Below are 25,733 nucleotides of genomic sequence, written 5' to 3' on the forward strand. Positions count from 1 at the left end.
AATTTCTTTTGTCATATAAAATTCTCTATGTATAGCAAAAATTGATTATTATTAAGAAATAGGGATCAAAGGCAAAAGAATAATAGTAATCAATCAAATTGTTTACTATTTCATAAGTATCCCAATGATTTTTTTCTAAAACAAATTTATAGAAATAATTATAATCGTTTTCAATTAATGTGATTATAAAAAAGTGAGTACTGGGTAATTCAGCACTCACTTTTTATTATTATATTAATTTTCTTTTAAAATTGCTTTATACATATCAAATTTTTCTTCAACAGCAGTGGAAGGAGCTTTATCTATCAGACTAACAATGAAAATAGCAAGAGTTCCAAATAAGAATCCTGGTGCCAGTTCATAAATATCGAATAATCCGCCTGTTAACTGTGCCCAGATGATAACGGTTAAAGCTCCGACAACAATACCGGCAAGAGCACCGTTTCTAGTCATGCGTTTCCAGAAGAGGCTCAGAATAATAACAGGACCAAAGGCTGCTCCAAAACCGGCCCACGCGTAACTGACAAGCTCGAGAATTTTACTATTAGGATCATAGCCTAGTAGAATCGCAATAATCGCGATACCGAAAACAGCAATTCTTCCAACAATCATTTCTTCCTTTTTGGAAGCATTTCTTTTAAAAATAGACTTATAAAAGTCGTTGGCTAAAGCACTTGAAGAAACGAGCAGTTGTGAGTCAACTGTACTCATGATTGCTGAAAGAATGGCTGCAAGTAAAAAGCCTGCTACCCAAGGGTTAAATAATACTTGGGAAAACATAATAAAGACAGTTTCAGAGTTTTCCAAAGGTGAATCGGCAAAATAGGAAATACCGGCAAAACCTACAAAAATCGCTCCGAATAGAGACAGAATCATCCAAACCATGCCGATTAGACGAGCCTTAGGAATTTCTTTTGTAGATTTTATCCCCATAAAGCGGACAATAATATGAGGCTGGCCAAAATATCCTAATCCCCATGCGAGTAAAGAAATAACCCCAATAGCCGTAGCTCCAGAATATACATCCAAGTGAGAAGTATCGATATCTCCAATCATTTGAACAGTATCATTCCAGCCGCCTAACTCATAAACTGCTACTGCAGGGACAATGATTAAGGCGAGAAACATTAAAATCCCTTGAATAAAATCAGTCCAGCTTGCTGCCAAAAATCCGCCAAATAGGGTATAGGACAGAATAACAGCCGCTCCAATCCATAATGCAAGTTCATAGTTCATTCCAAAGGAATTTTCCAAAAGAATGGCTCCGCCAACAAGACTAGATGATGTGTAGAACGTGAAAAATAGGAGAATAACAATAGCTGAAACAACTCGGAGAATTTTTGATTTGTCATCGAAGCGATTCTCAAAATAATCAGGGACAGTAATAGAATCATCAGCCACTTCAGTATAGACTCGTAACGGCTTAGCGACAAACTGCCAGTTTAGATAGGCACCTACGGCAAGGCCTATAGGAAGCCAGATTTCGCTCATACCGCCTACATACATCGCTCCCGGCAGTCCTAATAACAGCCATCCGCTCATATCTGAGGCACCAGCACTAAGTGCTGCGACACCTCCGCCAAGCTGTCTTCCGCCAAGAACATAATCCGTTAAATCGCGGGTCTTTCTTGATGCAATGATTCCTATTATTAGCATCCCAACTAAATAAATAATAATTGAGATAAACGTTGGAATATTAATATCCATTATGATTCATCCTCTCCTTTTCTACAGTAATGTTTGATGGCTTTTTCTCTGAATAATAAGTAATAAGGCTTAGAACGATTAATACTGGCATGGGAATAAGAAGCCATGCCCAAGTTGCAGCTGTTAGACCGAATTCTTCCATTTTTTTCACCTCCTTTAAAGATAAGAATGAAATGATAATCCTTGAGCTATTGTTCTTAAACAGTAATAGGGACATCTAAATGACAGACGAAATGATTGATATCCATGACATATGGCTGGCCAATACCTGTATGGTTTTTATGTTTGAGAAGGTGAAGCAATTCTTCATTCGAGTAATTTACCACTCCGCATCCAACTTCATGACCAGAAGAATCAATAATTCGAATAACAGCACCTTTATCAAATTGGCCGTTAATATAGTTAATGCCTGATGGCAATAAGCTTTTATGATCTTCCACCATTCGTATTTTAGCTTGATTGGTTATAATCATTTCTCCTTCAGGATGTGAATGAAAGGCAATCCATTTTTTTCGTTGATTGAAATTAGAGGCAGGTGTTTCTGTTTTGAAGTAAGTGCCTCGTGCTTTTCCAATAACAGCATCCTTGACAATATTCCTCTTGCTTGCATTGCCTAAAAAAGTAGTGATTCCAGATGCCATGGCAATTTTCACAGCCTCGATTTTTGATTTCATCCCGCCTGTACCGACTGAGCTTCCGGAGCCTCCGGCCGTCGCTTCAATTTCAGGAGTAATCTCATTGACATGTTCTACTAATACAGCGTGAACATGTTTGCTTGGATCAGCATCATACAATCCATCGATATCTGAAAGAATGACTAACTGGTCTGCATCAATTAATCCGGCTACTTTTGCCGAAAGTGTATCATTGTCTCCGAATTTTAAGCGGTCAATCGTTACTGTATCATTTTCATTAACAATTGGGATAATACCTCTTTCTAGTAGAACATTTAATGTATTTCTCATATTTTTATAACGGTCTTCGTCCAGGAAGTCGCCCCTTGTTATTAATATTTGCGATGCAACGTAACCGTTCGCTAGAAAAAGCTTTGAGTAGGATTCCATTAAAAGCCCTTGACCGATTGAGGCAGCTGCTTGTTTTTCCGGCAATGAGTTTGGCCGTTTCAGACAGCCTAGTTTTCGGTAGCCTGCAGCAATAGCGCCTGAAGAAACAAGTACGACTTCATGGCCTAAATCCTTTAACTGTACAATCTCATCTGCTAATTTTTCAAGTTTTTTATGACTAATTTCTCCGTGACGACTGGTTAACGAACTGCTGCCTATTTTGATGACAATCCTTTGAACCTTAGAATTCGAAGTCATCTAATCACCCCTGTACTAAATTTAGTAAACTCTGAAGTTAACTCTTTAGAGCGGCCGGCGGCTTCCTGTACGGCCATTTCTATTGCTGTACCAGCGCCATGCATGTGGAGTGCTTGTAATCCAGCTGCAGTCGTTCCGTTTGGTGATGTGACGTTTTGTCTTAAGATGGCTGGTGTTTCATTTTGTTCGAGTATCATTTTTGCAGCACCGAAAATGGTTTGAGCAATGATTTGACGTGCTGCATCCTCTGATAAACCCCCATCAGCTGCTTTTTTCTCCATATGCTCCATTAAGTAGTAGAAATAGGCAGGACCGCTGCCGGCTATTCCTGTAAATAGGTCCATTTTATCTTCTGGTATGATATATACTTTCCCGATACTTTCGAGCATTTCTTTTACAATCATAATCGTTTGATGGAGTGTGTGTTTTCCTGAAGAAAGGCCTGTTGCAGATTCTCCAATCATACTTGAGGTATTCGGCATGACGCGAATGACCTGTTGCCCAGACGGGAAGAAGTTTTCAATAAATGAGGTTGTAATTCCAGCTATAACAGAAACAATGATGTGATGTGGCTGTATGGAGTGACAAATCGATTGTAGTGCTGTATGTGCATCTTTTGGTTTCATTGCGAGGACAATTATATCAATCGTGCTGAAATTTAAGTCAACATTTGCGGCTCCTTTAATTCCGTAAGCTGTTTCCAGTTGCCTCATTCGTTCTTGATTGCTTCGGTTTGAAACGATGATTTGATTTGGCGGTATTTTTCCGGCATTCACTATCCCCGCAATCATCGCTTCAGCCATTGATCCAGCTCCAATAAAAGCTATTCTTTTGTTTTTTAACATGCAACCTCTCCTGTTGTGTTCGTATTTTTGTTCTTGTTTTGTTTCAATGCTCTTATACTACCAATCAAAAAAAACATAATCAAGGAATTTTGCGAAAGTTATGAGTATTTGATTCAATTAGTGAGGATATGTGAAGACACGTACTGTTAGATAAGTAAAATCAGCTAATAAGGCCAAATATCAGCTCTAAGCACGGAATATGGAGATTAAACTTTGTGAAATTAGACGTTTTTCAGAACAATGCTTGTCCTTATATTGGATAAATAACAGGCAAAAAAAGCTTAGTTTCCATTAATGGAAACTAAGCTTTTTCGGATGCTGTTTCAGGAACGTCGCTAAGTCTTTCAATAATTCTTCTTTTACGATATAGCATCATACCTGCCTCAGCAACATCATTTATTGCAGTTCGATTGATAAAAGCACCAAAAATAAGTCCGGCAATAGGAATCATCTGGAATAACTTCTTCCAGCCTAGTTGATCTCTAAAAGTGAATACGACTTCACGCCAACCCTGAAGTTCTGATAAAACCTCTCTTTTCGCAGTTTCATCTTCAAGGTCAAATTTAGATAATTGCGCAAGAATGGCATTTTTACCAACAATGTCTGCAGATATAAATTGTAGACATTTAACAATAAATAAACGCTCTTTTTTTTCATTAGGATTATAGCCATAGCAAATCGCAATATCCTGCAGTGTTTTTAATTGCATACCAAGCAGGAGGGGAATGTCAATGGTTAAAGTGAAAATTCCTCCAATTCCAGTACTTGCCCCTTGAATAGTTGCCAGTTTTTTTCTGCTGCGTGATAATTTTTCAACGGCTTGATCCATTGTAGAAATGGGCAGTATGGCTGCATCCTCTAAACTATGTATCTCGAGATTAGGATAGTAGGAGGATAAGGAAGAGACCGAGCTCAAATAGCTCCCGCCGGTTTGCACATATTGTCCCAATTCATCAATAATTACACCGATTTTTTTCTGAATAAAGTCTGGTGTCCATTTGTCGATTATTTTAAACGGCAGCCGGCCTAGTTTTTCCCAGAACCATAAATCAGCTTGGTCCTTTTCCCAATTCTCTACTTTTGTCAGTTCTTCTAATAACCAGTCTTTAGATTCCGTCACTTGAAAGTTCTCCTTTTAAAAAGAATACTTACTAGTACGTAAATCTAAACAAAAAGTTTCAGTATTGCAATGGCAATTTTCAATAGTTGGTTATTCTGATAAAAAACAAGAGCTGAACGGTTTTCAAGTTCAGCTCTATGTTTCCTTTTATTCGGCTTCTTCTTCGGCACCTTCTTCATTGTTATCTTCTGTCTCGGTGCCTTCTTCCGTTTGATTTTCTTCCGTTTCTGTTTCTTCTTGAGGTTCCTCGTTCGTACATCCAGCAGCAATTCCCACAAACATAAAGGTTGCCATTAAAATCCAAAGCCACTGTTTGAAGTTTTTCATCATTGCTTACCTCCTTGAATGTCGCAAGTTTAATTGCATTTTCAGTATACAAGTTATCTAAACAAAAAAAGATGATTGTTTGATAATTAACAATATTTAAACTGCAGTTTGCGTTAGCTTTACAAACATTTTAAAAATTCATATTCGATTCATTTATGCGGAGAATAAAAATAATGTAAGGGAAAGGGATTTTTTTCTAGTTTATATAGGTAATAATGGAAAAAATGTATTTATAATTATGTTAATGATTAAAATTCTTGTTACATCAAGAATGGAGGTTAATTAGGTGAAATCTGAATTACTGTCAGAGAGAATAAAGCTTGTTCAATCTGAAAGAAAGCATGCACCGGCTTTATTTGCCTTTTGGTCAGATCCGGAAGTAACACGCTATATGAATATTGAAACATTTTCAAGTGTTGAAGAAGCGATTTCAATGATAGATCTTTTAAATAAACTAGCTGCGAAAAAACAAGCTAATCGGTATACCATTATAATGGGAAAGAGTGAAGAAATCATTGGAAGTTGTGGTTTTAATTACCTAGATTATGATAATGAGAAAGCAGAAGTGGGCTATGATTTAGGAAAAGAATACTGGGGTAGGGGACTTGCCAGTGAAGTGGTAACAATGATGCTGAAATATGGATTTCAGGAACTGTATTTGAATCGAATAGAAGCAAAAGTTGCCCCAGAAAATAAGCGGTCAATCAAGCTTCTAGAAAGATTAGGATTTTTATATGAAGGTCATCTTCGCCAGTCAGAAAAGACAAAAGAAGGTTTTATTGATGTTAGATTGTATTCGATGTTGAAGGAGGATTTTTTAAGAAAGCTTGAGGTAAGTAGGCAAATATAGAGGGGTTTTGTCTAAATTTATAGAATAATTTATATAGTTAGTCTGAAAAAATGCGATAAGTATCATTGTCTGCATTTTATTAATATAAGAGGAGGAAATCGTGATGAATAACCCCTATGAATATAGCATTAGATTACCGAAAACAATTGAAAACGGAAGAAACTATCCGGTCATTTTTGCCTTGCATGGAATTGGTTATAATGAACGGTTTTTAATGGATGCTGTTAGTGAGCTGGAGGACGAGTGTATTATTATTGGGGTTCGCGGTGATTTACCTTATGAACAAGGCTATGCCTATTATTATTTAAAGGGCTATGGTAATCCAGAACGCAACCAATTTGACGGCGCGGTTGAGAAACTGAGGAGTTATCTTGAATATGCCTTTGAAACTTATCCAATTGACCAGAAACGTGTTTACTTAATAGGTTTTAGTCAAGGGGCCATTCTTAGTATGACTTTAGGACTTGTGTTAGGTGAGATGGTAAAAGGTATTGTACCAATGAATGGATATATTCCTGAATTTGTCAAAGCAGAATATCCACTGAAACCAATTGGCCATCTGTCCGTTTTTCTTTGTCAGGGTGCGAGTGATTCTATTTTTCCGATACATATTGGTCAAGCTAATTATGATTATTTCAGTGACAAGACGGAATCTGTTAAATATACGATTTATCCGGCCGATCATACAGTAACAAGTAATAACAAAAAGGATGTAGCAGCATGGCTACGTAATGAATTGGAAAAATAAGCAGTCTGGAGAGGTAAACCAAGCAAAATGGTTTCCAAAGAGTATATCCTAGTGCAGCAATAGTACTGATAGACCGAAAAACAATTTGTTGATCTGTTGTTCCGTCTAAAATTGACAGCATAAGGAGAGATTTTATTGAAGAAGATCGTTATTATCACTGGGACGCCAACGAAACCATCCCGTTTACATGGCGTTGTTAGCTATGTATCACAACAAATCCATCAGCAGGGAGTAAAAGTTCATCATATAGACGTTGTGGATATACCGGCCAAAGATTTGCTTCATGCGAATTGGAATAGTGAGGTGATTAAATCTGCTAACAGGCAAATAGCAGATGCCAATGCTGTCATCATCGCAACACCAATCTATAAGGCATCTTATACAGGGATACTAAAAGCCTTTTTAGATTTGATTCCTGAAAAGGGATTAGAAAATAAAGTATTATTTCCTATTGTAATGGGTGGAACAAAAGCACATCTGCTCATGATGGAATATGCTCTAAAGCCTGTCCTATCCGTCTTAGGTGCCAATTATATTGAAGCAGGTGTATTTATTCATGATTCAGAAGCTAGATGGACGGAAGATGGAAAAGTAACAATCGATTCAGAAGTAAATACTCGATTAACAGCATCTGTTGAGAAATTATGTAAGATGATCATGAAATAGATAAGGTATTATGACTACGATAAAAAAGGGAACAAATTAGCTTCATGAGCTAGGTTTGTTCCCTTTTACCATGTTAGGCATAAATTTCGCTATTTTCCTCCCTAATTACTAGGTTATAATCGCTAAGCAGTTGATTAAATATGTTATCCCAGCGCTGTGTTAAGGCGTATTTTCTCCCTTCCATGCCCATTTGCCAGCGTAAACTGTCATGGGTTAAGAGATGTGCAATTGCTTGAGTATAATCTTCTGCTGCACCTGGCGCACATAATAAACCAGTTTTTCCTGAAAGAATCACATTTTTTACACCGCCTGAATTCGCTCCAATGACAGGTGTCCCGCTTGCGAGCGCTTCGAGTACAACATTTCCGAAGGTTTCTGTTGGAGAAGGGAAAACAAACAAATCTGATGCACTATATATTTCTGCTAAATCCTTTCCTTCTAAATAGCCGGTAAAAATGACATTTTCTGGTGCGGATTTTTCAAGTTCCTCTCGCATAGGTCCATCTCCAACCCAAAGCCATTCTATCTGTTTATTCCAATCTGGTGGCATTGTTTTTACTATGCGAAGAAGAGTTTTTATATCCTTTTCTGGTGCAAGCCTTGAGACGAATGAAAGCAGATATTTTTTTGAAAGCCCGTATTTCTTTCGTACTGAGTCTTTTTCATATAAAGGGTGGAAAAGCTGACAATCGACTCCGCGTGACCAAATCTTTAAATGTTTAAAGTTACGCTTGCGTAATTGCATGAGTGTCTCTTCTGAAGGAACAAAAGTAGTTTTGAACTGATTGTGAAACCATGCCATATAACTCCAAACCCATTTAGCTAATAAGTGGAGATCATAATGAGCTAAATATTGATCAAAGTCAGTATGATAGGAACCGACAAGCGGAATATCTAGTTTTTTGGCAAAATAAATCCCGCAAAGTCCTAAGTTAAACGGAGTTGCAACATGAATAAGATCAGGAGAAAAGGAGTCTAATTCTGTTTTTATCTTCAGCATATTTGGCAGTGCTAATCGGCACTCGGGATACAAGAAAAAAGAAAGACTTTCAAAACGATGAATATGTTCTGCGACATACTCACTAGAAGGAGTTTTGGGGGCAAATACTTTAAAGTCAATAGGCTGATTAGATAAATAATCAGTAAATTTCTTCAGCGTACGGGCAACTCCATTTATATCCGGATAAAAGGTATCTGTGAAAATAGCCACTTTCATCGTTCTACCCCCTTAAAAAGGATGTTAGCTAAAAAAATAATAAAAAGGAAAGGGTTCCGACGCAGCCTCCTAGCAGTAATCCAGCTATACAATCGGATGGATAATGAAGACCTAAATAAATTCTGGACAGTCCGACACAAAATCCTAACGGAAGAAGAATCACTGCAAGATAGGAATTTAATAGGACAAAAGGAATAATGACCGAAAAAATGGCAGTCGTATGACCGGAGGGAAAAGAGTGATCCTGTAATGGATTCATCGGAACTTTTGTTTTTTCTAATGTTAGATAGGGCCTTTTCCGTGGGAAGAACTTTTTAATTAATTGAACAGGCAGATGACTGACGGCTAAAGCAACAGCACTTGAAATGGCTGTTATTTTCATATGGTTTGAAGTGAGAAGAATTAATAGAATGGTAGAAGTAATGGTACAAACTGCCCCGCCAGCATGTGTTATAGTACGGAAAAATAGATTAAGTATTTTTTGATCAAAATAGGAGTTTACCTTTTGAAATACTTGGCATTCCAATTGATAAAAAGATAATAGCAGTCTTGGCATGGTTAGCACTCCTTTATCACTCATGGTGTAAGTTATAGTTCTATCGTACAAAAAGGTTGTTTAGTGAATGATAAAGGAATGTAAATTTTATATAAAATGACTATAGATTGAAATGAACTGTTTCAGGTATGTGGGTGGGCCTGCCAATAGAAATATAATGAATGGAATGTTTTTTGACTTCATCCATGGAATAGCAGTTTCGTCCATCAATAATGACCGGGTCTTTCATATATTTGACGTATAAAGATAATGGGAACTGTTTTATTTGCTCCCACTCTGTTGAAATGATAGCTAATTCACTCTTCCAAAGCGCCTCGCAGATATCATTCGTATAAGAGAGATTATTTCCTAATTCTTTTTGCATATTTGGAACAGCAACTGGATCGTATGCAGTAATAAGCGCTTTTTCTTGTAGTAATTCTTTCATTATTTTCAGTGAGGCGGATTCACGTATATCGTCAGTTCCAGGCTTAAAAGCAAGGCCCAAAACAGAGACCTTTTTTCCTGCTAATGAGGGGATAACTTCTTTAGCTTTTTTAATGGGTAAAGATTGCTGACGATTATTCACTTTGATGACGGCATCCAGTAATTCAAAAGAATGCTGAACATTCCCAGCAAGTTGGGCGAGAGCCTTCGTATCTTTTGGAAAACAAGATCCCCCATAGCCGATTCCTGCACGCAGAAAATGGTTGCCAATCCGTTTATCACTGCCGATTCCAACAGCAACTTCATCAATATTGGCATCGAGCTTTTCACATATAGCAGCAATTTCATTAATAAAGCTAATTTTTGTTGCTAAAAAAGCATTAGAAGCGTATTTAATCATCTCGGCACTTCTGATATCCGTCTTAATGACAGGGATATGTAAGGGGGCATATAATTTCTCCATTGTTTCAGAGGCCTCCGGGTTATCAGATCCTATCACAATACGGTCTCCATAGAAGAAATCGAAAACAGCAGAACCTTCGCGAAGGAACTCAGGATTGGAAATTACAGTGGTTATAAAAGGACCGGCTTTTAGGTTGTCAATTATCTGTTTTATTTTTTCGTTTGTTCCAACTGGAACCGTACTTTTTGTACAAATAATGACATCATTAGTAATCTGTTGGGCTATTGTCTCAGCAACAACAGTAATATAGCGTAAGTCTACAGTACCATCCTTATTAGCTGGTGTACCGACTGTAATAAATATAAGGTCTGCTTCTTTGTAAGCAGTTTTAGGATTTGTCGTAAAAAATAGTCTGCCATAAGAGATATTTTTTTCTAGTAGATGTTCAAGATCTGGTTCATAGATAGGAGAACGACCAGTTTGAAGCATATCTATCTTGCTTTTGTTAAGATCAACGCAGGTAACTTCATGATCTAAATCAGCTAAACAAACAGCTGTCACTAATCCGACATACCCAATTCCTGCAACTGTAATCCTCATATTATCACCCCAGTGAGCTGTTTTGCTTTCATCCTATTCTATTTGCAAAAAACTATTATTTTCTTAATCTCTTGTAAATTAACTGTAAAGAAATTGTTCTGATTCTATTGGCCATTGTGGGATTACTTTTTCATATGATGAGTTTGACGATGCCTAATGAAGTAGGAGTGACTTAAGTAACTTAAAGAACAGCCATCTTATTTTAAAATAGAGGAATAGAAAAGCGATAAACATTTGAAAAGATTGGTGATTAGAATGAAACAAGAAAAACAACATCCGCATATGCATGGAAAAAGCGTTGATTATAATAAAAATCCTTTTATCGTGATTTGGGAGGTAACTAGGGCATGCCAATTGAAATGTGTGCACTGCCGTGCAGATGCACAAGTGACTCCGGATCCTCGAGAATTAACTCATAAAGAAGGTCTCAAATTAATTGATGAAATCTATGAAATGAACAATCCGATGCTTGTTTTTACGGGTGGTGATTGTATGTTAAGAGAGGACTTATTTGAGTTAGCGGAGTACGCGGTCAATAAAGGCATGCGGGTTTCTATGACACCCAGCGCCACTGAAAATGTGACAAAGGAGAAAATGGAAAGAGCAAAAGAGGTAGGGCTTGCACGGTGGGGCTTTAGTCTTGATGCGCCAACAGCCGAAATTCACGATCAATTTCGCGGCACTCCGGGGTCGTTTACTCTAACAATTGAAAAAATAAAATATTTAAATGAACTAGAAATGCCAGTCCAAGTAAATACGGTTATTTCACGCTATAATTATAACCAATTAGAAGAAATGGCTAAGTTAGTAGCTGAATTAAAAGCGGTCATGTGGTATATTTTCCTGCTAGTCCCAACTGGAAGAGGACAGATAGATGACTGTATTAGTCCAGTTGAACATGAAAAGGTGTTTCGATGGCTGTATGAATTAAGTAAAACAGCTCCTTTTGATATCAAGACGACTGCAGCCCAGCATTATCGGCGTGTCGTGTTACAGCAAAAAATGCAAGAGCGTAAAATAAATAAAGGTGAGATTTCTTATGAGGATAGTATTACAACCGATAAGGCTTCGAGGAATGACGGTCTAAAGAGGGCGCCAAAAGGGGTAAATGACGGGAATGGTTTCGCTTTTATATCTCATATTGGTGATGTATTACCGAGCGGATTGCTTCCAATTAAAGCAGGAAATATAAGGGAGACGCCACTAGCAACGATTTACCGGGAAGCAGCTATTTTTAAAGAGCTAAGACAGCCTGATAATTATAAAGGGAAATGTGGTGTATGTGAGTACAGGAATATTTGCGGCGGGTCCAGGTCAAGAGCCTATGCAGTTACAGGAGATTATATGGAAAGTGAATCGTTTTGTATGTACACTCCAGAATTACTGAGAAAATAAAAAACAACCGGTGAACCTTATTCGCCGGTTGTTATATAATTGTTTCCTTTTTTTATTATCTGTCATTCAGGATATCGGCAATAATTTCAAAGGAATGTAATCTAGCTTTATGATCATAGATTTGACTATTGATCATAATTTCCTCAGCCTGTGTTTCTTCTAAAAATCTTTCGAGTTGTGCTTTTATAGTAGAAGGACCTCCGATAATGGATCTTACAAGTTTCTGTTCTAGATAGGCTTTCTCATAGCCGTTACAAATGCTGTCTATATTGTTGACAGGTGGTTCAAGAGGACCACGGGTATTTCGAATAATATTTAAGTGATACTGCTGTAAAGTGGTAGCAAGCTTTTTTGCTTCCTCATCACTGTCCGCAGCAATAACATTTACACATACCATTGAATAGGGTTTTTCCAGAACGTCTGAAGACTGGAAGCTATTTCTGTATAGTCCTAGAGCAGGCAGTGTATTTTCAGGAGAGAAATGGCTGGCAAACGAAAATGGGAGACCTAATAAACCTGCCAATTGTGCACTAAAACCGCTTGAACCTAACAGCCAGATCGGTATTTGTAATCCTTGTCCAGGGATAGCTCTGACACTCATTTGCTCTGCTTGCTTTCCTGGTTGAAAGTATGCTCGTAATTCTGCCAATTGCTCAGGAAAATCTTGGCCATCACCATTGTAGTCACGTCTTAATGCTCTAGCGGTCAGTTGGTCTGTACCAGGTGCACGCCCTAATCCTAAATCAATTCGTTCCGGAAACATGGTTTCAAGTGTTCCGAATTGCTCAGCAACGACAAGAGAAGAATGGTTTGGCAGCATAACTCCGCCAGATCCGACACGAATAGAAGTAGTATGTGCTGCAACATGTCCAATTAACACTGGAGTAGCTGAGCTGGCAATCCCAGGATTATTATGGTGTTCTGCCATCCAGTATCGCTTGTATCCCCAGTCTTCTGCATGTCTGGCAAGATCAACCGTGTTTTTTATTGAATCACCTGCAGATCCGCCTTTTAATACGGGAACTAAATCTAATACTGAATAGGATAAATCACTTAGTTTTTTACTTGTAAGATTTGACATTTTTTCATCTCATTTCTATGTTGTGTTCATATTTAGTGTTTTTCTTTATAACAAATATTCTAACAATAATTTATTCTATTGAAAACAATCTTTCATGACAAATTAAAATAATCCTCCAAAAAGAAAATCAAAATGATTTCTCTGAAGGATTATTTTAGTATATTATTTTATCCCACTCTTAACGGGCAGTAAGACCCCCGCCATAGGTTTCTGAGTAAACCTAATTAGATAGTGGGGGATCAACTGCCCATAAAGGTCCGATTGGTTCAACTAACCATCAGCAGGGATGAGGAGAACTCCCTGCTGATGGAAGTTTCACTTTATATTTACTGACTCAGCTAATAGAGATTGAATACCTTTATCACTAATATTTAAAGCGCTTTCCCAAAGAGTTGTATTTGCGTCAGATCCAGGAACCACTCGATCCTCACCGACAACTTTAATTAAGAAGTCAATACTTTCCTGGCTGCCTACTACAGAATCATACCAAAAGCGTTTCAAATATTCAGATGGAGGTGCTTGCAAATTGGCTGAAACAACTTCCCATTGTTCATATCCTTTATCTAAGCGTCCGATTTGATATGGAAGAAAACCGCCGCCATGAGCAAATACAATTTTAACATCAGGATATTTATCGGCGAAGCCGCTAAGTACTAAATCCGTTGCACAGACGGTTGTTTCCCATGGTTCTCCGATTAAATTAGGCATCATTCTTCTTTTTAAACGTGGATCATCATTAACTAATGGATGTATAAAGAGGATAGCCTTTAATCGGTTAGCTTCTTCAAAGAATGCTTTAAAGAAAGGATCTGTCAGCATTTGCTTTCCTAATCCAGGTCCGATAATGGCACCCTTCAAGCCGAGCTTCATAGCATCATTCAATACCTGTGCGGCCTTAACAGGGTTAGCTAATGGCACTGTTCCTAATGCCGAGATTTTTTCTGGATGGTTAACTGTTAATTGAGCCAACGCTTCGTTATAGATTTTAGAAATTTCGGTACTGATAGAAACAGAGTCATAGAGGAAAAGCTGTGGGATAGGTGAAATGGTGGTATGTCGTACACCAGCGTTTTCCTGGCCTTGAATAAAGGCTTCAAAATTGATTAGGTTTTTTTTTAATTCAATTCTGCATTTTTCATTTATTATGAGGGATTCTTCATTTGTTTCTTCATTAACACTCCATCGAGCATTAACCTTGTTTTTGTTTTCCTTTAACCACTCTAAAACGTCACTAGGGATGAAATGAGTATGAAAATCATGCATGTAAATCCACTCCTTGTTTTGAATATAAAAAATATTTCGTATATTTAGCAGACGCTCTCTACTATTAAATTTATTCAATTCATATTGGTAAAATATTATTCTTATGGATAAAACTATACACCAAAAATAATATTTTGAAAAGTAAATATTCTAAAAATTTTAAAAAGAGGAAGAATTCATTATTTCTATAGTAAGTATAGTAATAAACCGATGCTATATCATGGCAGGTAAAACTTCTATCATGATACGAAAAGAAGTTGGAATTTTCAAAAGAAAATAATGTGAATATTTTGTAATAAATTCAAAATTATTATATAATAACCTTGTCATAATAAATACGTACAAAACAATGGGATTTATTTTCATGAAACAAGGGGTAGTGGTTTGTGAGCGCTTGGGGAAGCGGAAACCACATAGTAATTGTGATTAACAATAGAACGGGATGAAATGAATGAAGTAGAATGGAATAAGCAAAGTAAGGCAGGGAAGCTGAACCATTCGAAGAAAAAAGGATGACTTTTTGAGGTCATCCTTTTTTCTTGCTATTTTTCATTAATCTCTATCTAACAAAGAAGCACCTGCTATGCCTGGATTTGTCATTTCATATGGATTTAGAATCAGGTCAAGCTCTTCTTCTGTTAGAACATCATACTGCAAGCAAAGCTCGCGAACAGAGCGTCCTTTGATAATCGCTTCACGTGCAATTCTAGCTGCAACCTCGTAGCCAATATGCGGATTAACAGCCGTAATTAGGCCAACACTTTTCTCAACATATTCAGTTAAGCGCTCTTCATTTGCCTCAATGCTTTTTAGACAGCGATCTGTAAAGACACGAAAGGCATTATTCATTATGCTAATGGACTGATGTAAATTAAAGACAAGTACTGGTTCCATTACATTCAGCTCTAATTGCCCTGCTTCTGATGCGAGACTGATGGTATGATCATTTCCAATCACTTGAAAGGCTACTTGATTAATCATTTCGGGCATGACAGGATTTACTTTACCAGGCATAATTGAAGATCCAGGTTGTCGGGCGCTTAATGAAATTTCTCCTAATCCGGCTCTTGGACCTGAGGCCATTAATCGTAAATCATTTGCAATCTTTGACATATTTATCATGCAAATTTTTAAAGCAGAGGAGACCTCTGTATAGGCATCGGTATTTTGAGTGCCATCAACGAGGTGTTCGGCTTTTTTCAATGGAAGACCGCTGATATCTGCCAAAAATTCTGCCACGTATTCAATATATTTAGGCTCAGCGTTTAAGCCTGTCCCGACAGCAGTTGCACCCATGTTTATTTCATATAAGTGCTGCCGTGAGTGCTTGATGCGGTTGATATCTCGACTCAGGACACGGCTGTATGCTTCAAATTCCTGACCGAGTCGGATTGGGACAGCATCCTGCAAATGAGTTCTGCCCATTTTAATAATGGGATCAAATTGCTTCGCTTTTTCTTGGAATACAGTGTACATATATTCCATTGTTTCAAGGAGTTCAGTTAATAAATGTAATGTTGAAATATGAATGGCTGTAGGGAAGGCATCGTTGGTTGATTGAGACATATTTACATGTGTATTTGGACTCAATTGGGTATAATCACCTTTATCCTTGCCCATAATTTCTAGAGCACGATTAGCAATCACTTCATTTGCATTCATATTGATAGAAGTTCCTGCACCGCCTTGAATGGGGTCAACAATAAATTGATCGTGCATGTGACCAGCGATGATTTCATCAGCTGCTTTAACAATGGCATTTCCAAGTCCTTCGTAAAGGCCTTTTGTTTTCATATTGGCTAAAGCAGCTGCTTTTTTTACCATTGCTATTGCACGAATTAATTCTTTATGCAGCGGATAATGTGTAATGGGAAAGTTTTCAGCAGCACGTAATGTTTGAATACCATAATATGCATCAAATGGTATTTCTTTTTCTCCTAAGAAATCCTTTTCAATTCTTTTTTTTGAGCTATTTGAAACAGGTAGTGACAAATAAAGCTCCCCCTTTTACTATTCGTGTTTGAAAACTTTTACTATGTTACTATCGTACCGTAACATTGTATTTTTTAAAAGTGTTTGCACTTTAGGAAATATAAAAATATTTTAAATAGTATTTATATTTTAATTTTAATAATCCTGTTATCTATATAACTTTTTAGGCAAAATAAAAAAGTATTTTTGATAGTGGAACATTACAGGGGAGAGATAAAATGTCAAAGGCAATAGGCAGGAATGAATCATACTATTTAATACTGATTTTAATGGGAACTTTGTTGATATGTGCAGCCTTTAATTTGTTTTTTATTCCTCATAAAATATTAAGCAGCGGCTTAAGCGGAATTGCGATTCTGCTTGGCTTAATTACACCATTTGAAACGGGAATAATTAACTTTGTTTTAAATTTACCTTTGTTAATTATTGGTATATTTAAGCTTGGCAAGCGATTTATTGTTTATACCATCATTTCAGTCGTAGTGCTAACGATTGGTTTATATATTATTCCTGTTATAGCTATTTCGTCTGAACCTTTATTGTCTTCGATATTTGGCGGAGTGATTGCTGGAATAGGCGGGGGACTTATTTTTCGTGCGTCCGGTTCATCTGGGGGCTTCGATATTATTGCCTTGCTATTAACGAAAAAAAGAGATTTTCCATTGGGAAGTATTCTTTCGGCATTAAACGCTGTGGTTGTCATCTTTTCTGGATTTATCTTTGGATGGGATGCAGCTTTACATACACTTGTCGGTATTTATGCATCAGGAAAAATGGTTGATATGATTCACACTAAGCATATTAAACTGACCTTGATGATTGTGACAAAAAAGGGTGAGGAAATGAAAGAAAAAATGCTGGCTAATTTCTATCGAGGAATTACGATATTGGATGCTGAAGGAGCTTATAGCGGTGAGCAGAAGAAAGTATTAATGACTGTCATTACCCGCTATCAATTAACAGATGTGAAACTGCTCATTAATGAAATTGACCCGCATTCCTTTGTGAATATAACTGAAACAAAGGAAGTGATGGGTGCTTTTGACAGGGGTTAAATTTCTTTAAAGTATCCGAGCAAAAAAACAACAAAACTTCCGCAGCTTTTGTTGTTTTTTTGTTATAAGATCTATATTTCGTTCGACCTTTTTGCTCCTTTAAATAGCAAGAATAGATAGATTAGTATAGAAATCAATACCGAGGTGGCGGCTGAAAGATAAACACTTTTATAGCCAAATAAAAAGCTGATTTGACCAAAAAACATAGCGCCTAGTCCAATCCCTATATCAAAGAAGGAATAGAAGGTAGCGTTAGCCATTCCGCGTCTATGTACGGGTGTTTGTTTAACGGACCATGCCTGTAACGCTGGCTGGACAGTACCGAATCCAAATCCATATAAAATAGCAGCAGTAAACAAAATTTCATTGTTAGGCAGCCAAGCTAACAAAAGCATGGCAATGACGATAAGAGAGGTACCCGGAATAAAAACCGCTCTATGTCCTTTTTTATCATACAGCTTACCAGCAAATATTCTAGAAACCATTAAGGCTAAAGCATATAAAAGGAAGTACCATTGAATTCCCGTAATGCCTTCCTGTGCTGTATATAATGGTAAAAAGGTTGCAATACCGCCAAACGTAACCGTAATAAACATAATAAGAAAGGAAGGCTGCAGGGCACTTTTTTCATACAAATCCCATTTTTTTCTTTTTTCTTTTTCTTCAGTTGGAGCCACTTTTTTGTATTTAATAAAAGAAGATGAAATAAAAGCAGCTAAACCAAGACCTGCACAAATGAAAAAGAGCTGTTGAAAGGGAAGAACTCCTGATAACGTAAGTCCCAGTGAAGGACCAAATGCAAGGGCCAGATTTCCAGATAGTCCATAATACCCCATGCCTTCACCGCGTTTATTAGCTGGAATGGAATCTGTTGCGATTGTTCCGGATGCAGTAGTAGATAATCCCCAGCCAATCCCTTGAACAATTCGCATCATAAACAGGAACGTAATACTCATAGCAAAAGCATACGAACCTACTGAAATAACAAAGACAACTAAGCCGGTTAAGTAGACAAATGCTCTGCCTTTTGATTCCAAGGCATGTCCTGCAAATGGACGAATAATGAGAGCCGAAAAGGTGAAAATTCCTACCACTAATCCTATTAATTGATCATTTCCACCCAACTGTTCAATAAAAAGCGGGATAGTCGGTAAAGTCATTTGAAAGCCAAGAAAAATGAAAAAGTTTGCTAGGACAAGTAAAGTGAAATTTTTTGTCCAAATCTTTTCCGATTTTTGGGGTTTTTCATTTATCTGTATATTTTCCATTACTCACAGAGGACCTCCTCTCAAATTATAGCGAATCTATTGTACCCTATTTATCTAGATAACTGCTAATGATATTACTGCTATTAAAGGAAATAAAGTGAACGTTTTGAAGAGGAGATTGTATCGAAGAGGTCGAAGATTCCTCAGTGTCTTGATAGGAAAGTAGAGAGAAAGAAAAAAGCTCGATTTTATGAATGATTCGAGCTCTTTTAACTTCATTCAGCAGAAGTCCTCCACTTCTACAAGTGGGAGATGAATGCAAGTTGCTCTTCGATTCAGTGGGGGTTCAAATCCCAGCTGAATGAAGTTAAGCCTCCGGCGGATGTCTCGGATTTTTCAAGGGTAATTTATCGAGCAAGCTCGATAAAAATCCGGACGCAAATTCGACGGGGCGAATTTGATATACTTATTCCCAGTTTTGATGTTCAACGACTCCACCCGTTAAATCTATTGTGTTTAATTCTCCTTTGTAAAGAAGTTTACCTTTTTCCTCAACAATTAAGTTTTCATAGGTATAGACAGTTTTCCCTGAAGGCATGGTTATAATTACCTTTTCTCCAAGCTCTTCTTTTGGAGCTTCTACTCTTATTAAACTTTGTGAATAAAGATAAAGACCGACTAAAATTAAAACCAGGAATCCAAGTACATAGATGGACCAAAGTTTAAACCACGGTTTCGTTTCAGTGAATACTTGCTCGTTTTGACTTAACATTTCACCATATCCCCTTTATAAAAATCGTTCGTTTTTCAGCTATATTGCAGAAAGGTTATAAATCCCAACAATACGATATGCTGATAAAGATAAAGAAATGACAAAAGGATGGAGATATTATTTTTGTAGAATATTTAGAATAATTAAAATTATAATTCAAATATGACAAAAAATAAAGTGTTAGTGATGAAATTTAATACTTTTTGCCTGTTATTCGTAAAAAAGGGGGAATAGGAAAAAGAGAGAAAGAAAACGAATGTAGTCGGATGTTGTACGATATCTAAGGGAATTTAGCTTATAATAGGGAAATGACGGCTGCAATTACAGAAAGTCTAGCAATAAATTTACAAACGAAATGTGATAAATTCTTAGAATCACTCCATAATCCTACAATTAACAGTAATGATACATATTTTATAATTCAATTAAACATGTTAATCTAATAGGGAAATAAACATGATTTGATTGTAATGGATGTGAAAAAATGTGAATGACCTAGAAAAACTCGAATCAGCACGTGAACGTGTAATTGATGCTGTCAGTCATAATATGAATTTATTTGGCATATCTGATTCCATTGGAAGGCTATATGGATTACTTTATTTTCAAAATCATCCATTGACATTAGATGAGATGAAAGAAGAGCTTGGTATGAGCAAGACAAGTATGAGTACATCGGTTCGTACCCTAATGGAATTAAAGATGGTTGAAAAGGTTTGGAAAAAAGGTGTTCGAAAAGACCTATACAAGGCTGAAGAAGATTGGTATAAAAGTTTGTTTGATTATTTTGACATTAAATGGAGGGCAGCTATATCAGTAAATGTCCATGCAATTAAAAAATCGCTGCAGGAATTACAGGGTATTGTTCAATCTGAGATTGCTGATGGTGAAATAAAAGCATTAGCAGAAGAGGACATGAAAAAGCTTACGGAAGCGTTGGATTACTATGACTGGCTAACAAGGCTGATTGACAGTTTTGCATCAAGAGAAATATTTAACTTGATCCCTCAAAAAAAACAAAATTAGATGAAAAGCACACAGATGTATTAATGTAACGGGTTCGGATTAAGAGTACAAAAACTTAATTAGCGTATCAATTTTAGGTTCAAATCGCATATGATTTGGACCTTTTATTTTTGTTGATTCTATAAGGTTTATCGACAATTGACATATAAATTCGCACATTAATTAACAGAATGACAATGGCTGATGTCATACATACTAAAGTCGCGGAAATTGGTTCCAAAAATAGTGCTAAAATTAATGTCAAATATAAAGTGAAATAATTAAATTTTCGTTAATTTTCTTTGGGATATAGAAAAATATAGTGAAATTTTTAAAGAATGGGGAAGAAAAAATGATAATAAGACCTATTGAAGTCAGCGATGCCGAAAATTTTTTGGAATTGAGCAAGAAAATTGATGAGTCTGGATTTATGTTGTTTGAACCTGGAGAACGCCAAACAACTGTTGAACAACAAAGAAAATCAATTGAAAGATTTTTGTCCGAACCAAACTCCATCTTCTTTGTTGCTGAAATTGAAAACAAACTTGTCGGATTTATTGTAGCAATAGGAAGTAATTTAAAACGAAATCGACATTCCACAAATATTGTTTTGGGAGTTCTTGAAGACTCTCGTGGACAAGGCATTGCAACTAAGCTATTCTACAAAGTGTTTGAATGGGCAAAAGAAGTTGGAATTTCAAGATTAGGGCTTACGGTTATCAAAGATAACAATAAGGCATTCAACCTATATAGAAAGATGGGATTCGTTTTAGAAGGAGAAAGGGTCCAATCGTTAAAAATTAACGGGGAATTTGTAAATGAATATTACCTATATAAATTATTATAAAGCCAATAAATAAGCAATTAAAGCACATTTCGAAATGTGCTTTTTGCGTTTTAGGGTAAAAACCTAAAATTGTGTATTTGTCTATCGCAATATTGAATGAAGGTGAATAGGATATAGGGAAATGAGAAAAGGAGGTTTTTTCAATGTCAGGTGAACATCATGGTTACGGCGGCGGTTTCGCCTTATTGGTAGTATTGTTTATTTTGTTAATTATTATCGGAGCTTCTTGGGGCTACGGTGGATTTTATTAAGTAATTCGCAAGTGAATATTGAAAGGAGGCGTTTTAATGTACGGTTACGGAGGATATGGTCATGGCTGTGGTTACGGATATGGCGGCGGTTTTGCACTAATCGTTGTTCTATTTATCCTGTTAATCATTGTCGGTGCTGCTTGCTTTAAATGGTAATCTTTTTTTGAAAAAAGAAGGGAAAGGAAAGAGGCGACACATGCTGCCTCTTTTCTTTCTATTATAGATGATAAAACGACGTTGTGTTTTTGTAGAGCTGCCTGTAAACATCAACGCTAGGAAGTTGTTTGATTTCAGCAATCATATTAATGGATGTGTGGATCATGTTTGGATGTGTGATCCGACCTTGGAAAGGTCCTTCAAATGGCCATGGTCCATCAGTTTCAACCATCATTTTTTCTATAGGGTAAAGACGAACAAGCTCTTGAATTTCCTTTTCATATACTATATCCGGTGTGATAGAAATAAAATAATTATTATCAATTAATCGAGAAATGGTTTGCAGATCTCCTTTAAACCAATGAAAATGAGCTTTTTTAATATCATATTTCTCTAAAAGGTTACATACAATCGGTGCATCATCATAGACGGCATGAAGGACAATGGGCTTTTTCCATTTATTTGCTAAATGTATAAACGTTTCTAGTCTTTCTATATACCCCTCAATAGGAATCTTTGTTTTTTGCCGTGAGTAATAGGGTAAACCAACCTCACCAATCGCAATCATATCCTGATTGCTCACCTTTATCCAGTCAATCAACTGAGAAAAGTCATTGCCTGATATTAAAGTTTGTTCAGGATGCCAGCCAAAGGCAGACTTGAACTTTTTAAACTTCTGTGAAAAAGCTTGATTTTGAATGCATGAAGCAAGGTTATATGAAACGCCAATTAAGGCATCAACCGTAGAATCTCCATTCACAACCTGCTCTATATCATGAGAAGGATAATGATCTAAATGGATATGGGCATCAATAATTTTTCTCATGAATAATCACTTCCTTAGTGCAAAAAAAATCTTTCGTTTCCATGCAAGAAATTCATCGGTAAGAAGCAGCTCCTTGTGCCGCGGTCTTGAAAATGGCAGGATAAATTCTTCTGTTATCGATGCAGGATTTGCTGATATGATGACAATTCGATCGGACATAAATAAAGCTTCATCGATATTGTGGGTAACAAACAGGATGGTCTTTTTATGTTCATCCCAAATCGAAAGAAGCCATTTCTGCATGTCCAGCCGGGTTAGTTCATCTAGTGCAGAAAACGGTTCGTCAAGACAAATAACGGGCTGTGGACTTAATAAGGCTCTAATAAAGGATACTCTTTGTTTCATTCCCCCTGATAGTTGAGAAGGGTAGGCATTTGTATAGCCTGCTAGGCCTGCTTTTTCTATCATTTTTCGAGCTGTCTCCACATCCTTTTTTCCTTGAAGCTCTTGTCCAAGAAGAACATTTTGTAATACGGTTCTCCATGGTAAAAGGGAAGGTGACTGCGGCATATAGCTGATAGATCCTCTTTGTCCATTGATTTGGCTTCCATCTAACAGAATCTCTCCTTCGTCAGGATTGTAAATCCCGCCAATTAAATGAAACAAAGTACTTTTTCCGCTTCCGGATGGTCCCAGGATAGAAACAAATTCTCCTGCTTGTATATCAAGGGATAAATGATCAATAATTTTTTTTGATGCGAAACTTTTCGTAATTGAATTCAAACTTAAAATCGGGCTCATCTGGAATCTTCCCCCTTCGTTTTCCACCGAACAACAAACCGCTCGATGATCATAATACAAGCAAAAAACAGCAGGCTAAGAATCATAATCGCAAAAATAGCTACAAAAACCCGATCGGTTCGAAAGGAAGAAGAGGCAAGGGTCATATACACTCCAATCCCTGCTTTTGCTCCCAGCCATTCAGAAATTACTGCCCCCATCACGCTGTATGTCGCAGAAATTTTCAAACCTGAAAAAATGGCTGGAAGGGCAGATGGAAATTCAAGCTTCCAAAAATGCTGGTTTTTATTCGCACCTGCCATAGATAAATAGTGCCTTAATTCAGCAGGTGTTTGCTTAAAACCGTCAAGGGAAGCGACAGTAACCGGGAAGAAGCAAACTAATGTAATGACAATCAATTTAGGCAGCGCGCCAAAGCCAAACCAAATGACCAATAGCGGGGCAAGTACTATGATTGGTATGTTTTGTGAAAGAATCAGTAATGGATATAAGGAATCTTTTAAAAATGGTACTAAAAATAATATAATAGCGGTTAAAAGCCCGATGGCTGTACCAATAGCAAATCCAGATAAGCTTAAACGAAGTGTTGACATGAGATGAACGGAAAAATCGCTCCAGTGCAGGGCAGCTTCTTGAAAAATCTTTACCGGGGATGGCAGAAGCCATTGCGGTATTTCCAATACCCTTACGATTGTTTCCCAAGTGATGAATAAAAGAAGGAGAGCCAATAAGGTTCTCCAGCTTTTTGATAAAAACGCCATCAATGGTATTTCTCCGTAAGATCAACCATTTGGATGCCAGAGGGCTGATAGAGTGTTTTGATTTGAGTAATCACATTATGGCTTCCCATTTCAATCATACGTTCATTCATTTTTGTAATCATGGTAAAAATGGCAGTTAAATCACCTTCCACCGTCGTTTCAAGGGGATGCACTTCATATTTCATACCTGATTCCGCGATGATTTTAATGGCTTCATCGACAAATGGAATGACATTCTCACCATTTGGGGTTTTCGGGATAATTTGAATACTAACTAATGATTTTGCCATTACTTTCTCTCCTTATTCTGGTAAAAATTCATTTGTGAATGCTTCTTCAGCATTCAGTTTCTCTTCTAATAAACCATTTTCGTACATCCAATTGGCATAATTTGCCCAAACTTCAAGTTTCTGTTCTCCCCAGCGAGTAGCATCATCCTGATATCGTGGTGAAAGCCATTCCTGACTCTTCTTCACCAATTCTGCATCAAGGTCAGGAGCTGCGGCGAGTAATATATCAGCAGCCTTTTCCGGGTTTTCAATGGCATATTGGTACCCTTTAGCAGCAGCTTTGACAAATGCCTTCACAGTATCCGGATTTTTATTAATCATGGCTTCATTTGTAGCAAGTACTGGTGTATAGTAATCAAGCTTCTCACTGTAATCAGTTAAATAAATCATATTGATTTTCTCGCCGCGCAGTTCTGCCTCAACACCTGTCCAGCCGTAATAAATCCAAGCAAAATCGACATCTCGTTTAACAGCTGTAAAGAAGTCAGTATCCCCAATATTGATAATAGAGACATCCTCAGGATTTGCATTTTCCTGCTTCATTAAAGAGGCAATAACGGATTCTTCAACAGGCGATCCCCAGCCCCCGTATGATTTGCCGGCAAAATCCTTCGGTGTTTTTATATTTTTATCGGCAGGGGATGCAAAGCCTGATGTATTATGCTGAATAACAGCTGCAATTGAAACAATTGGAACCTCTTGTATTCGTGCTTGGGTGATACTTTCTTGATAGCTGACACCAAACTCTGCTTTTCCAGAAGCGACAAGTTGATCGGCCCCTGTTTCACCTGGCATGATAATATCAACTTCGAGGCCTTCTTCTTCAAAATAGCCTTGATTCTGTGCGGCATATAAGCCTGTATGATTAGTATTTGGTGTCCAATCCAGTACCAGGGTTACCTTTTTTAGTTTTTCTTCTTTCTCGTTCGTATCAGCTGACTTTTCATCAGACTTTTCAGTATTACAGCCTGATGCAAAAAGAACAGCAATTAAAATGATAAGCCATCTTTTCAAATTGAAATCCTCCTATGCTCTGAATAAATTGTTGAAGGTAATTGCCATAGATTAGAATAAAGGATTTATAAGGAAGTGCCTTTTGGACGGAAAATCTTGGAAAATAAAAAATGCACTCAGTGCCCGACTGGTGCATATTAAAAACAATAGCATGATTGTCTAGAATATGTTCCCTCCGCCGGTATTAACCAGATCAGGTTCAAAGGGTTAGCATCAAATAAGGACGCACTCTCAACCGGCTTATCCGGTTCCCCTACTATTCTTACCTATTCAATTAACTCTATCCAATT

28 protein-coding genes and 1 riboswitch are annotated in these 25,733 nt (G+C 37.1%); of the genes, 9 read left to right on the forward strand and 19 right to left on the reverse strand.

Translation table 11 applies throughout. The features are described 5' to 3' along the window. Window positions 1-234 precede the first annotated feature (234 nt). The 6 genes from putP to F4V44_RS16775 all read right to left on the reverse strand — a co-directional run bounded on the left by putP (window position 235) and on the right by F4V44_RS16775 (window position 5,324). Entirely contained in the window at window positions 235-1,707 is a 1,473-nt protein-coding gene (putP, locus tag F4V44_RS16755) for a sodium/proline symporter PutP (protein WP_150441167.1), read from the reverse strand. Beyond that, window positions 1,697-1,849: a hypothetical protein gene (locus F4V44_RS27440; protein WP_191090731.1), complete on the reverse strand. Its 153-nt coding sequence runs from the start codon at window positions 1,847-1,849 to the stop codon at window positions 1,697-1,699. The genes putP and F4V44_RS27440 overlap by 11 nt, the downstream gene beginning before the upstream one ends. A gap of 55 nt (window positions 1,850-1,904) precedes the next feature. Continuing rightward, window positions 1,905-3,029, reverse strand: coding sequence for a glutamate 5-kinase (proB, locus tag F4V44_RS16760; protein ID WP_150441168.1), 1,125 nt, complete (start codon window positions 3,027-3,029; stop codon window positions 1,905-1,907). Further along, window positions 3,026-3,874, reverse strand: coding sequence for a pyrroline-5-carboxylate reductase (gene proC / locus F4V44_RS16765; RefSeq protein WP_150441169.1), 849 nt, complete (start codon window positions 3,872-3,874; stop codon window positions 3,026-3,028). Before proC ends, proB begins: the two co-directional genes overlap by 4 nt. 301 nt (window positions 3,875-4,175) lie before the next feature. Further along, complete coding sequence (locus tag F4V44_RS16770) at window positions 4,176-4,994, reverse strand: EcsC family protein (RefSeq protein ID WP_150441170.1); 819 nt, start codon at window positions 4,992-4,994, stop codon at window positions 4,176-4,178. 147 nt (window positions 4,995-5,141) lie between these two features. Beyond that, a complete protein-coding gene (locus F4V44_RS16775) occupies window positions 5,142-5,324 on the reverse strand; it encodes a hypothetical protein (RefSeq protein WP_223881936.1) in 183 nt (60 codons plus the stop codon). Window positions 5,325-5,607: 283 nt separating this feature from the next. Here F4V44_RS16775 and F4V44_RS16780 point away from each other — a divergent pair, with 283 nt between their 5' ends. From F4V44_RS16780 to ssuE, 3 genes are all read left to right on the forward strand, one after another. Next, a complete protein-coding gene (locus F4V44_RS16780; RefSeq protein ID WP_150441171.1) occupies window positions 5,608-6,171 on the forward strand; it encodes a GNAT family N-acetyltransferase in 564 nt (187 codons plus the stop codon). 103 nt (window positions 6,172-6,274) lie between these two features. Continuing rightward, window positions 6,275-6,919 carry an alpha/beta hydrolase gene (locus F4V44_RS16785; RefSeq protein ID WP_150441172.1) on the forward strand — a complete coding sequence of 215 codons (645 nt, stop codon included), beginning with the start codon at window positions 6,275-6,277 and terminating at the stop codon, window positions 6,917-6,919. A 135-nt stretch (window positions 6,920-7,054) separates the two neighbouring features. Beyond that, a complete protein-coding gene (gene ssuE / locus F4V44_RS16790) occupies window positions 7,055-7,585 on the forward strand; it encodes an NADPH-dependent FMN reductase (RefSeq protein WP_150441173.1) in 531 nt (176 codons plus the stop codon). A 73-nt stretch (window positions 7,586-7,658) separates the two neighbouring features. Here the strand turns inward: ssuE and F4V44_RS16795 are convergent, their stop codons facing one another. From F4V44_RS16795 to F4V44_RS16805, 3 genes are all read right to left on the reverse strand, one after another. Further along, window positions 7,659-8,801 (reverse strand): glycosyltransferase family 4 protein, encoded by a 1,143-nt coding sequence (locus F4V44_RS16795; RefSeq protein ID WP_150441174.1) that lies wholly within the window; start codon window positions 8,799-8,801, stop codon window positions 7,659-7,661. 28 nt (window positions 8,802-8,829) lie between these two features. Beyond that, on the reverse strand, window positions 8,830-9,357 hold the full coding sequence (locus tag F4V44_RS16800; protein WP_150441175.1) for a phosphatase PAP2 family protein: 528 nt from the start codon (window positions 9,355-9,357) through the stop codon (window positions 8,830-8,832). Window positions 9,358-9,457: 100 nt separating this feature from the next. Then, a complete protein-coding gene (locus tag F4V44_RS16805) occupies window positions 9,458-10,786 on the reverse strand; it encodes a UDP-glucose dehydrogenase family protein (RefSeq protein WP_150441176.1) in 1,329 nt (442 codons plus the stop codon). Window positions 10,787-11,041: 255 nt separating this feature from the next. On the opposite strand from F4V44_RS16805, the gene F4V44_RS16810 reads away from it, so the two are divergent. Next, on the forward strand, window positions 11,042-12,181 hold the full coding sequence (locus F4V44_RS16810; RefSeq protein WP_150441177.1) for a TIGR04053 family radical SAM/SPASM domain-containing protein: 1,140 nt from the start codon (window positions 11,042-11,044) through the stop codon (window positions 12,179-12,181). 55 nt (window positions 12,182-12,236) lie between these two features. Here F4V44_RS16810 and F4V44_RS16815 read toward each other — a convergent pair whose 3' ends face one another. The 3 genes from F4V44_RS16815 to aspA all read right to left on the reverse strand — a co-directional run bounded on the left by F4V44_RS16815 (window position 12,237) and on the right by aspA (window position 16,517). Next, the gene (locus F4V44_RS16815; RefSeq protein ID WP_150441178.1) at window positions 12,237-13,262 is read right to left on the reverse strand and encodes an LLM class flavin-dependent oxidoreductase; all 1,026 of its coding nucleotides are present in this window, start codon (window positions 13,260-13,262) and stop codon (window positions 12,237-12,239) included. 315 nt (window positions 13,263-13,577) lie between these two features. Continuing rightward, window positions 13,578-14,525, reverse strand: coding sequence for an amidohydrolase family protein (locus tag F4V44_RS16820; RefSeq protein WP_150441179.1), 948 nt, complete (start codon window positions 14,523-14,525; stop codon window positions 13,578-13,580). 552 nt (window positions 14,526-15,077) lie between these two features. After that, entirely contained in the window at window positions 15,078-16,517 is a 1,440-nt protein-coding gene (gene aspA, locus F4V44_RS16825; RefSeq protein WP_150441180.1) for an aspartate ammonia-lyase, read from the reverse strand. Window positions 16,518-16,735: 218 nt separating this feature from the next. Between aspA and F4V44_RS16830 the strand changes: the two genes are divergently transcribed. Continuing rightward, complete coding sequence (locus tag F4V44_RS16830) at window positions 16,736-17,572, forward strand: YitT family protein (protein WP_150441181.1); 837 nt, start codon at window positions 16,736-16,738, stop codon at window positions 17,570-17,572. A gap of 71 nt (window positions 17,573-17,643) precedes the next feature. Here F4V44_RS16830 and F4V44_RS16835 read toward each other — a convergent pair whose 3' ends face one another. Together F4V44_RS16835 and F4V44_RS16840 are read right to left on the reverse strand one after the other, a co-directional pair. Continuing rightward, window positions 17,644-18,840 (reverse strand): MFS transporter, encoded by a 1,197-nt coding sequence (locus F4V44_RS16835; protein WP_150441182.1) that lies wholly within the window; start codon window positions 18,838-18,840, stop codon window positions 17,644-17,646. Between the two features lie 406 nt (window positions 18,841-19,246). After that, window positions 19,247-19,552, reverse strand: a complete 306-nt coding sequence (locus F4V44_RS16840) for a hypothetical protein (protein WP_150441183.1) — start codon at window positions 19,550-19,552, stop codon at window positions 19,247-19,249. Window positions 19,553-20,038: 486 nt separating this feature from the next. On the opposite strand from F4V44_RS16840, the gene F4V44_RS16845 reads away from it, so the two are divergent. The 4 genes from F4V44_RS16845 (at window position 20,039) to F4V44_RS16860 (ending at window position 21,811) form a co-directional block, all read left to right on the forward strand. Continuing rightward, window positions 20,039-20,578 (forward strand): GbsR/MarR family transcriptional regulator, encoded by a 540-nt coding sequence (locus F4V44_RS16845; RefSeq protein ID WP_150441184.1) that lies wholly within the window; start codon window positions 20,039-20,041, stop codon window positions 20,576-20,578. Between the two features lie 331 nt (window positions 20,579-20,909). Continuing rightward, complete coding sequence (locus F4V44_RS16850; RefSeq protein ID WP_150441363.1) at window positions 20,910-21,404, forward strand: GNAT family N-acetyltransferase; 495 nt, start codon at window positions 20,910-20,912, stop codon at window positions 21,402-21,404. Window positions 21,405-21,547: 143 nt separating this feature from the next. Next, a complete protein-coding gene (locus tag F4V44_RS16855) occupies window positions 21,548-21,655 on the forward strand; it encodes a YjcZ family sporulation protein (protein ID WP_084786733.1) in 108 nt (35 codons plus the stop codon). 36 nt (window positions 21,656-21,691) lie between these two features. Further along, window positions 21,692-21,811: a YjcZ family sporulation protein gene (locus F4V44_RS16860; RefSeq protein ID WP_150441185.1), complete on the forward strand. Its 120-nt coding sequence runs from the start codon at window positions 21,692-21,694 to the stop codon at window positions 21,809-21,811. 61 nt (window positions 21,812-21,872) lie between these two features. On the opposite strand, the gene F4V44_RS16865 is transcribed toward F4V44_RS16860, so the two are convergent. From F4V44_RS16865 to F4V44_RS16885, 5 genes are read right to left on the reverse strand one after another with little or no spacing between them, the layout of a single operon-like run. After that, a complete protein-coding gene (locus tag F4V44_RS16865) occupies window positions 21,873-22,637 on the reverse strand; it encodes a TatD family hydrolase (RefSeq protein WP_150441186.1) in 765 nt (254 codons plus the stop codon). A gap of 6 nt (window positions 22,638-22,643) precedes the next feature. Further along, the gene (locus tag F4V44_RS16870; RefSeq protein ID WP_150441187.1) at window positions 22,644-23,378 is read right to left on the reverse strand and encodes an ABC transporter ATP-binding protein; all 735 of its coding nucleotides are present in this window, start codon (window positions 23,376-23,378) and stop codon (window positions 22,644-22,646) included. Further along, window positions 23,375-24,139 (reverse strand): ABC transporter permease, encoded by a 765-nt coding sequence (locus F4V44_RS16875; RefSeq protein WP_150441364.1) that lies wholly within the window; start codon window positions 24,137-24,139, stop codon window positions 23,375-23,377. Before F4V44_RS16875 ends, F4V44_RS16870 begins: the two co-directional genes overlap by 4 nt. Then, a complete protein-coding gene (locus F4V44_RS16880) occupies window positions 24,139-24,429 on the reverse strand; it encodes a thiamine-binding protein (RefSeq protein WP_150441188.1) in 291 nt (96 codons plus the stop codon). The genes F4V44_RS16875 and F4V44_RS16880 overlap by 1 nt, the downstream gene beginning before the upstream one ends. 12 nt (window positions 24,430-24,441) lie before the next feature. Continuing rightward, window positions 24,442-25,443, reverse strand: a complete 1,002-nt coding sequence (locus F4V44_RS16885; protein ID WP_150441189.1) for an ABC transporter substrate-binding protein — start codon at window positions 25,441-25,443, stop codon at window positions 24,442-24,444. 152 nt (window positions 25,444-25,595) lie between these two features. Further along, a riboswitch (TPP riboswitch) is annotated at window positions 25,596-25,708 on the reverse strand. Window positions 25,709-25,733 lie beyond the last annotated feature (25 nt).

The sequence above is a fragment of the Niallia endozanthoxylica genome, assembly GCF_008710145.1.
GTDB classification, from domain to species: domain Bacteria; phylum Bacillota; class Bacilli; order Bacillales; family Cytobacillaceae; genus Bacillus_BD; species Bacillus_BD endozanthoxylica.

Coding starts and splice junctions, on each gene's coding strand:
- F4V44_RS16785 (WP_150441172.1), top strand. CDS start 6,275: ATGAATAACCCCTATGAATATAGCATTAGATTACCGAAAACAATTGAA.
- F4V44_RS16795 (WP_150441174.1), bottom strand. CDS start 8,801: ATGAAAGTGGCTATTTTCACAGATACCTTTTATCCGGATATAAATGGA.
- F4V44_RS16800 (WP_150441175.1), bottom strand. CDS start 9,357: ATGCCAAGACTGCTATTATCTTTTTATCAATTGGAATGCCAAGTATTT.
- F4V44_RS16805 (WP_150441176.1), bottom strand. CDS start 10,786: ATGAGGATTACAGTTGCAGGAATTGGGTATGTCGGATTAGTGACAGCT.
- F4V44_RS16815 (WP_150441178.1), bottom strand. CDS start 13,262: ATGTCAAATCTTACAAGTAAAAAACTAAGTGATTTATCCTATTCAGTA.
- F4V44_RS16840 (WP_150441183.1), bottom strand. CDS start 19,552: ATGTTAAGTCAAAACGAGCAAGTATTCACTGAAACGAAACCGTGGTTT.
- F4V44_RS16875 (WP_150441364.1), bottom strand. CDS start 24,139: ATGGCGTTTTTATCAAAAAGCTGGAGAACCTTATTGGCTCTCCTTCTT.
- F4V44_RS16810 (WP_150441177.1), top strand. CDS start 11,042: ATGAAACAAGAAAAACAACATCCGCATATGCATGGAAAAAGCGTTGAT.
- F4V44_RS27440 (WP_191090731.1), bottom strand. CDS start 1,849: ATGGAAGAATTCGGTCTAACAGCTGCAACTTGGGCATGGCTTCTTATT.
- F4V44_RS16855 (WP_084786733.1), top strand. CDS start 21,548: ATGTCAGGTGAACATCATGGTTACGGCGGCGGTTTCGCCTTATTGGTA.
- F4V44_RS16835 (WP_150441182.1), bottom strand. CDS start 18,840: ATGGAAAATATACAGATAAATGAAAAACCCCAAAAATCGGAAAAGATT.
- F4V44_RS16820 (WP_150441179.1), bottom strand. CDS start 14,525: ATGCATGATTTTCATACTCATTTCATCCCTAGTGACGTTTTAGAGTGG.
- F4V44_RS16850 (WP_150441363.1), top strand. CDS start 20,910: ATGATAATAAGACCTATTGAAGTCAGCGATGCCGAAAATTTTTTGGAA.
- F4V44_RS16880 (WP_150441188.1), bottom strand. CDS start 24,429: ATGGCAAAATCATTAGTTAGTATTCAAATTATCCCGAAAACCCCAAAT.
- F4V44_RS16775 (WP_223881936.1), bottom strand. CDS start 5,324: ATGATGAAAAACTTCAAACAGTGGCTTTGGATTTTAATGGCAACCTTT.
- F4V44_RS16865 (WP_150441186.1), bottom strand. CDS start 22,637: ATGAGAAAAATTATTGATGCCCATATCCATTTAGATCATTATCCTTCT.
- proC (WP_150441169.1), bottom strand. CDS start 3,874: ATGTTAAAAAACAAAAGAATAGCTTTTATTGGAGCTGGATCAATGGCT.
- F4V44_RS16860 (WP_150441185.1), top strand. CDS start 21,692: ATGTACGGTTACGGAGGATATGGTCATGGCTGTGGTTACGGATATGGC.
- putP (WP_150441167.1), bottom strand. CDS start 1,707: ATGGATATTAATATTCCAACGTTTATCTCAATTATTATTTATTTAGTT.
- F4V44_RS16830 (WP_150441181.1), top strand. CDS start 16,736: ATGTCAAAGGCAATAGGCAGGAATGAATCATACTATTTAATACTGATT.
- F4V44_RS16870 (WP_150441187.1), bottom strand. CDS start 23,378: ATGAGCCCGATTTTAAGTTTGAATTCAATTACGAAAAGTTTCGCATCA.
- proB (WP_150441168.1), bottom strand. CDS start 3,029: ATGACTTCGAATTCTAAGGTTCAAAGGATTGTCATCAAAATAGGCAGC.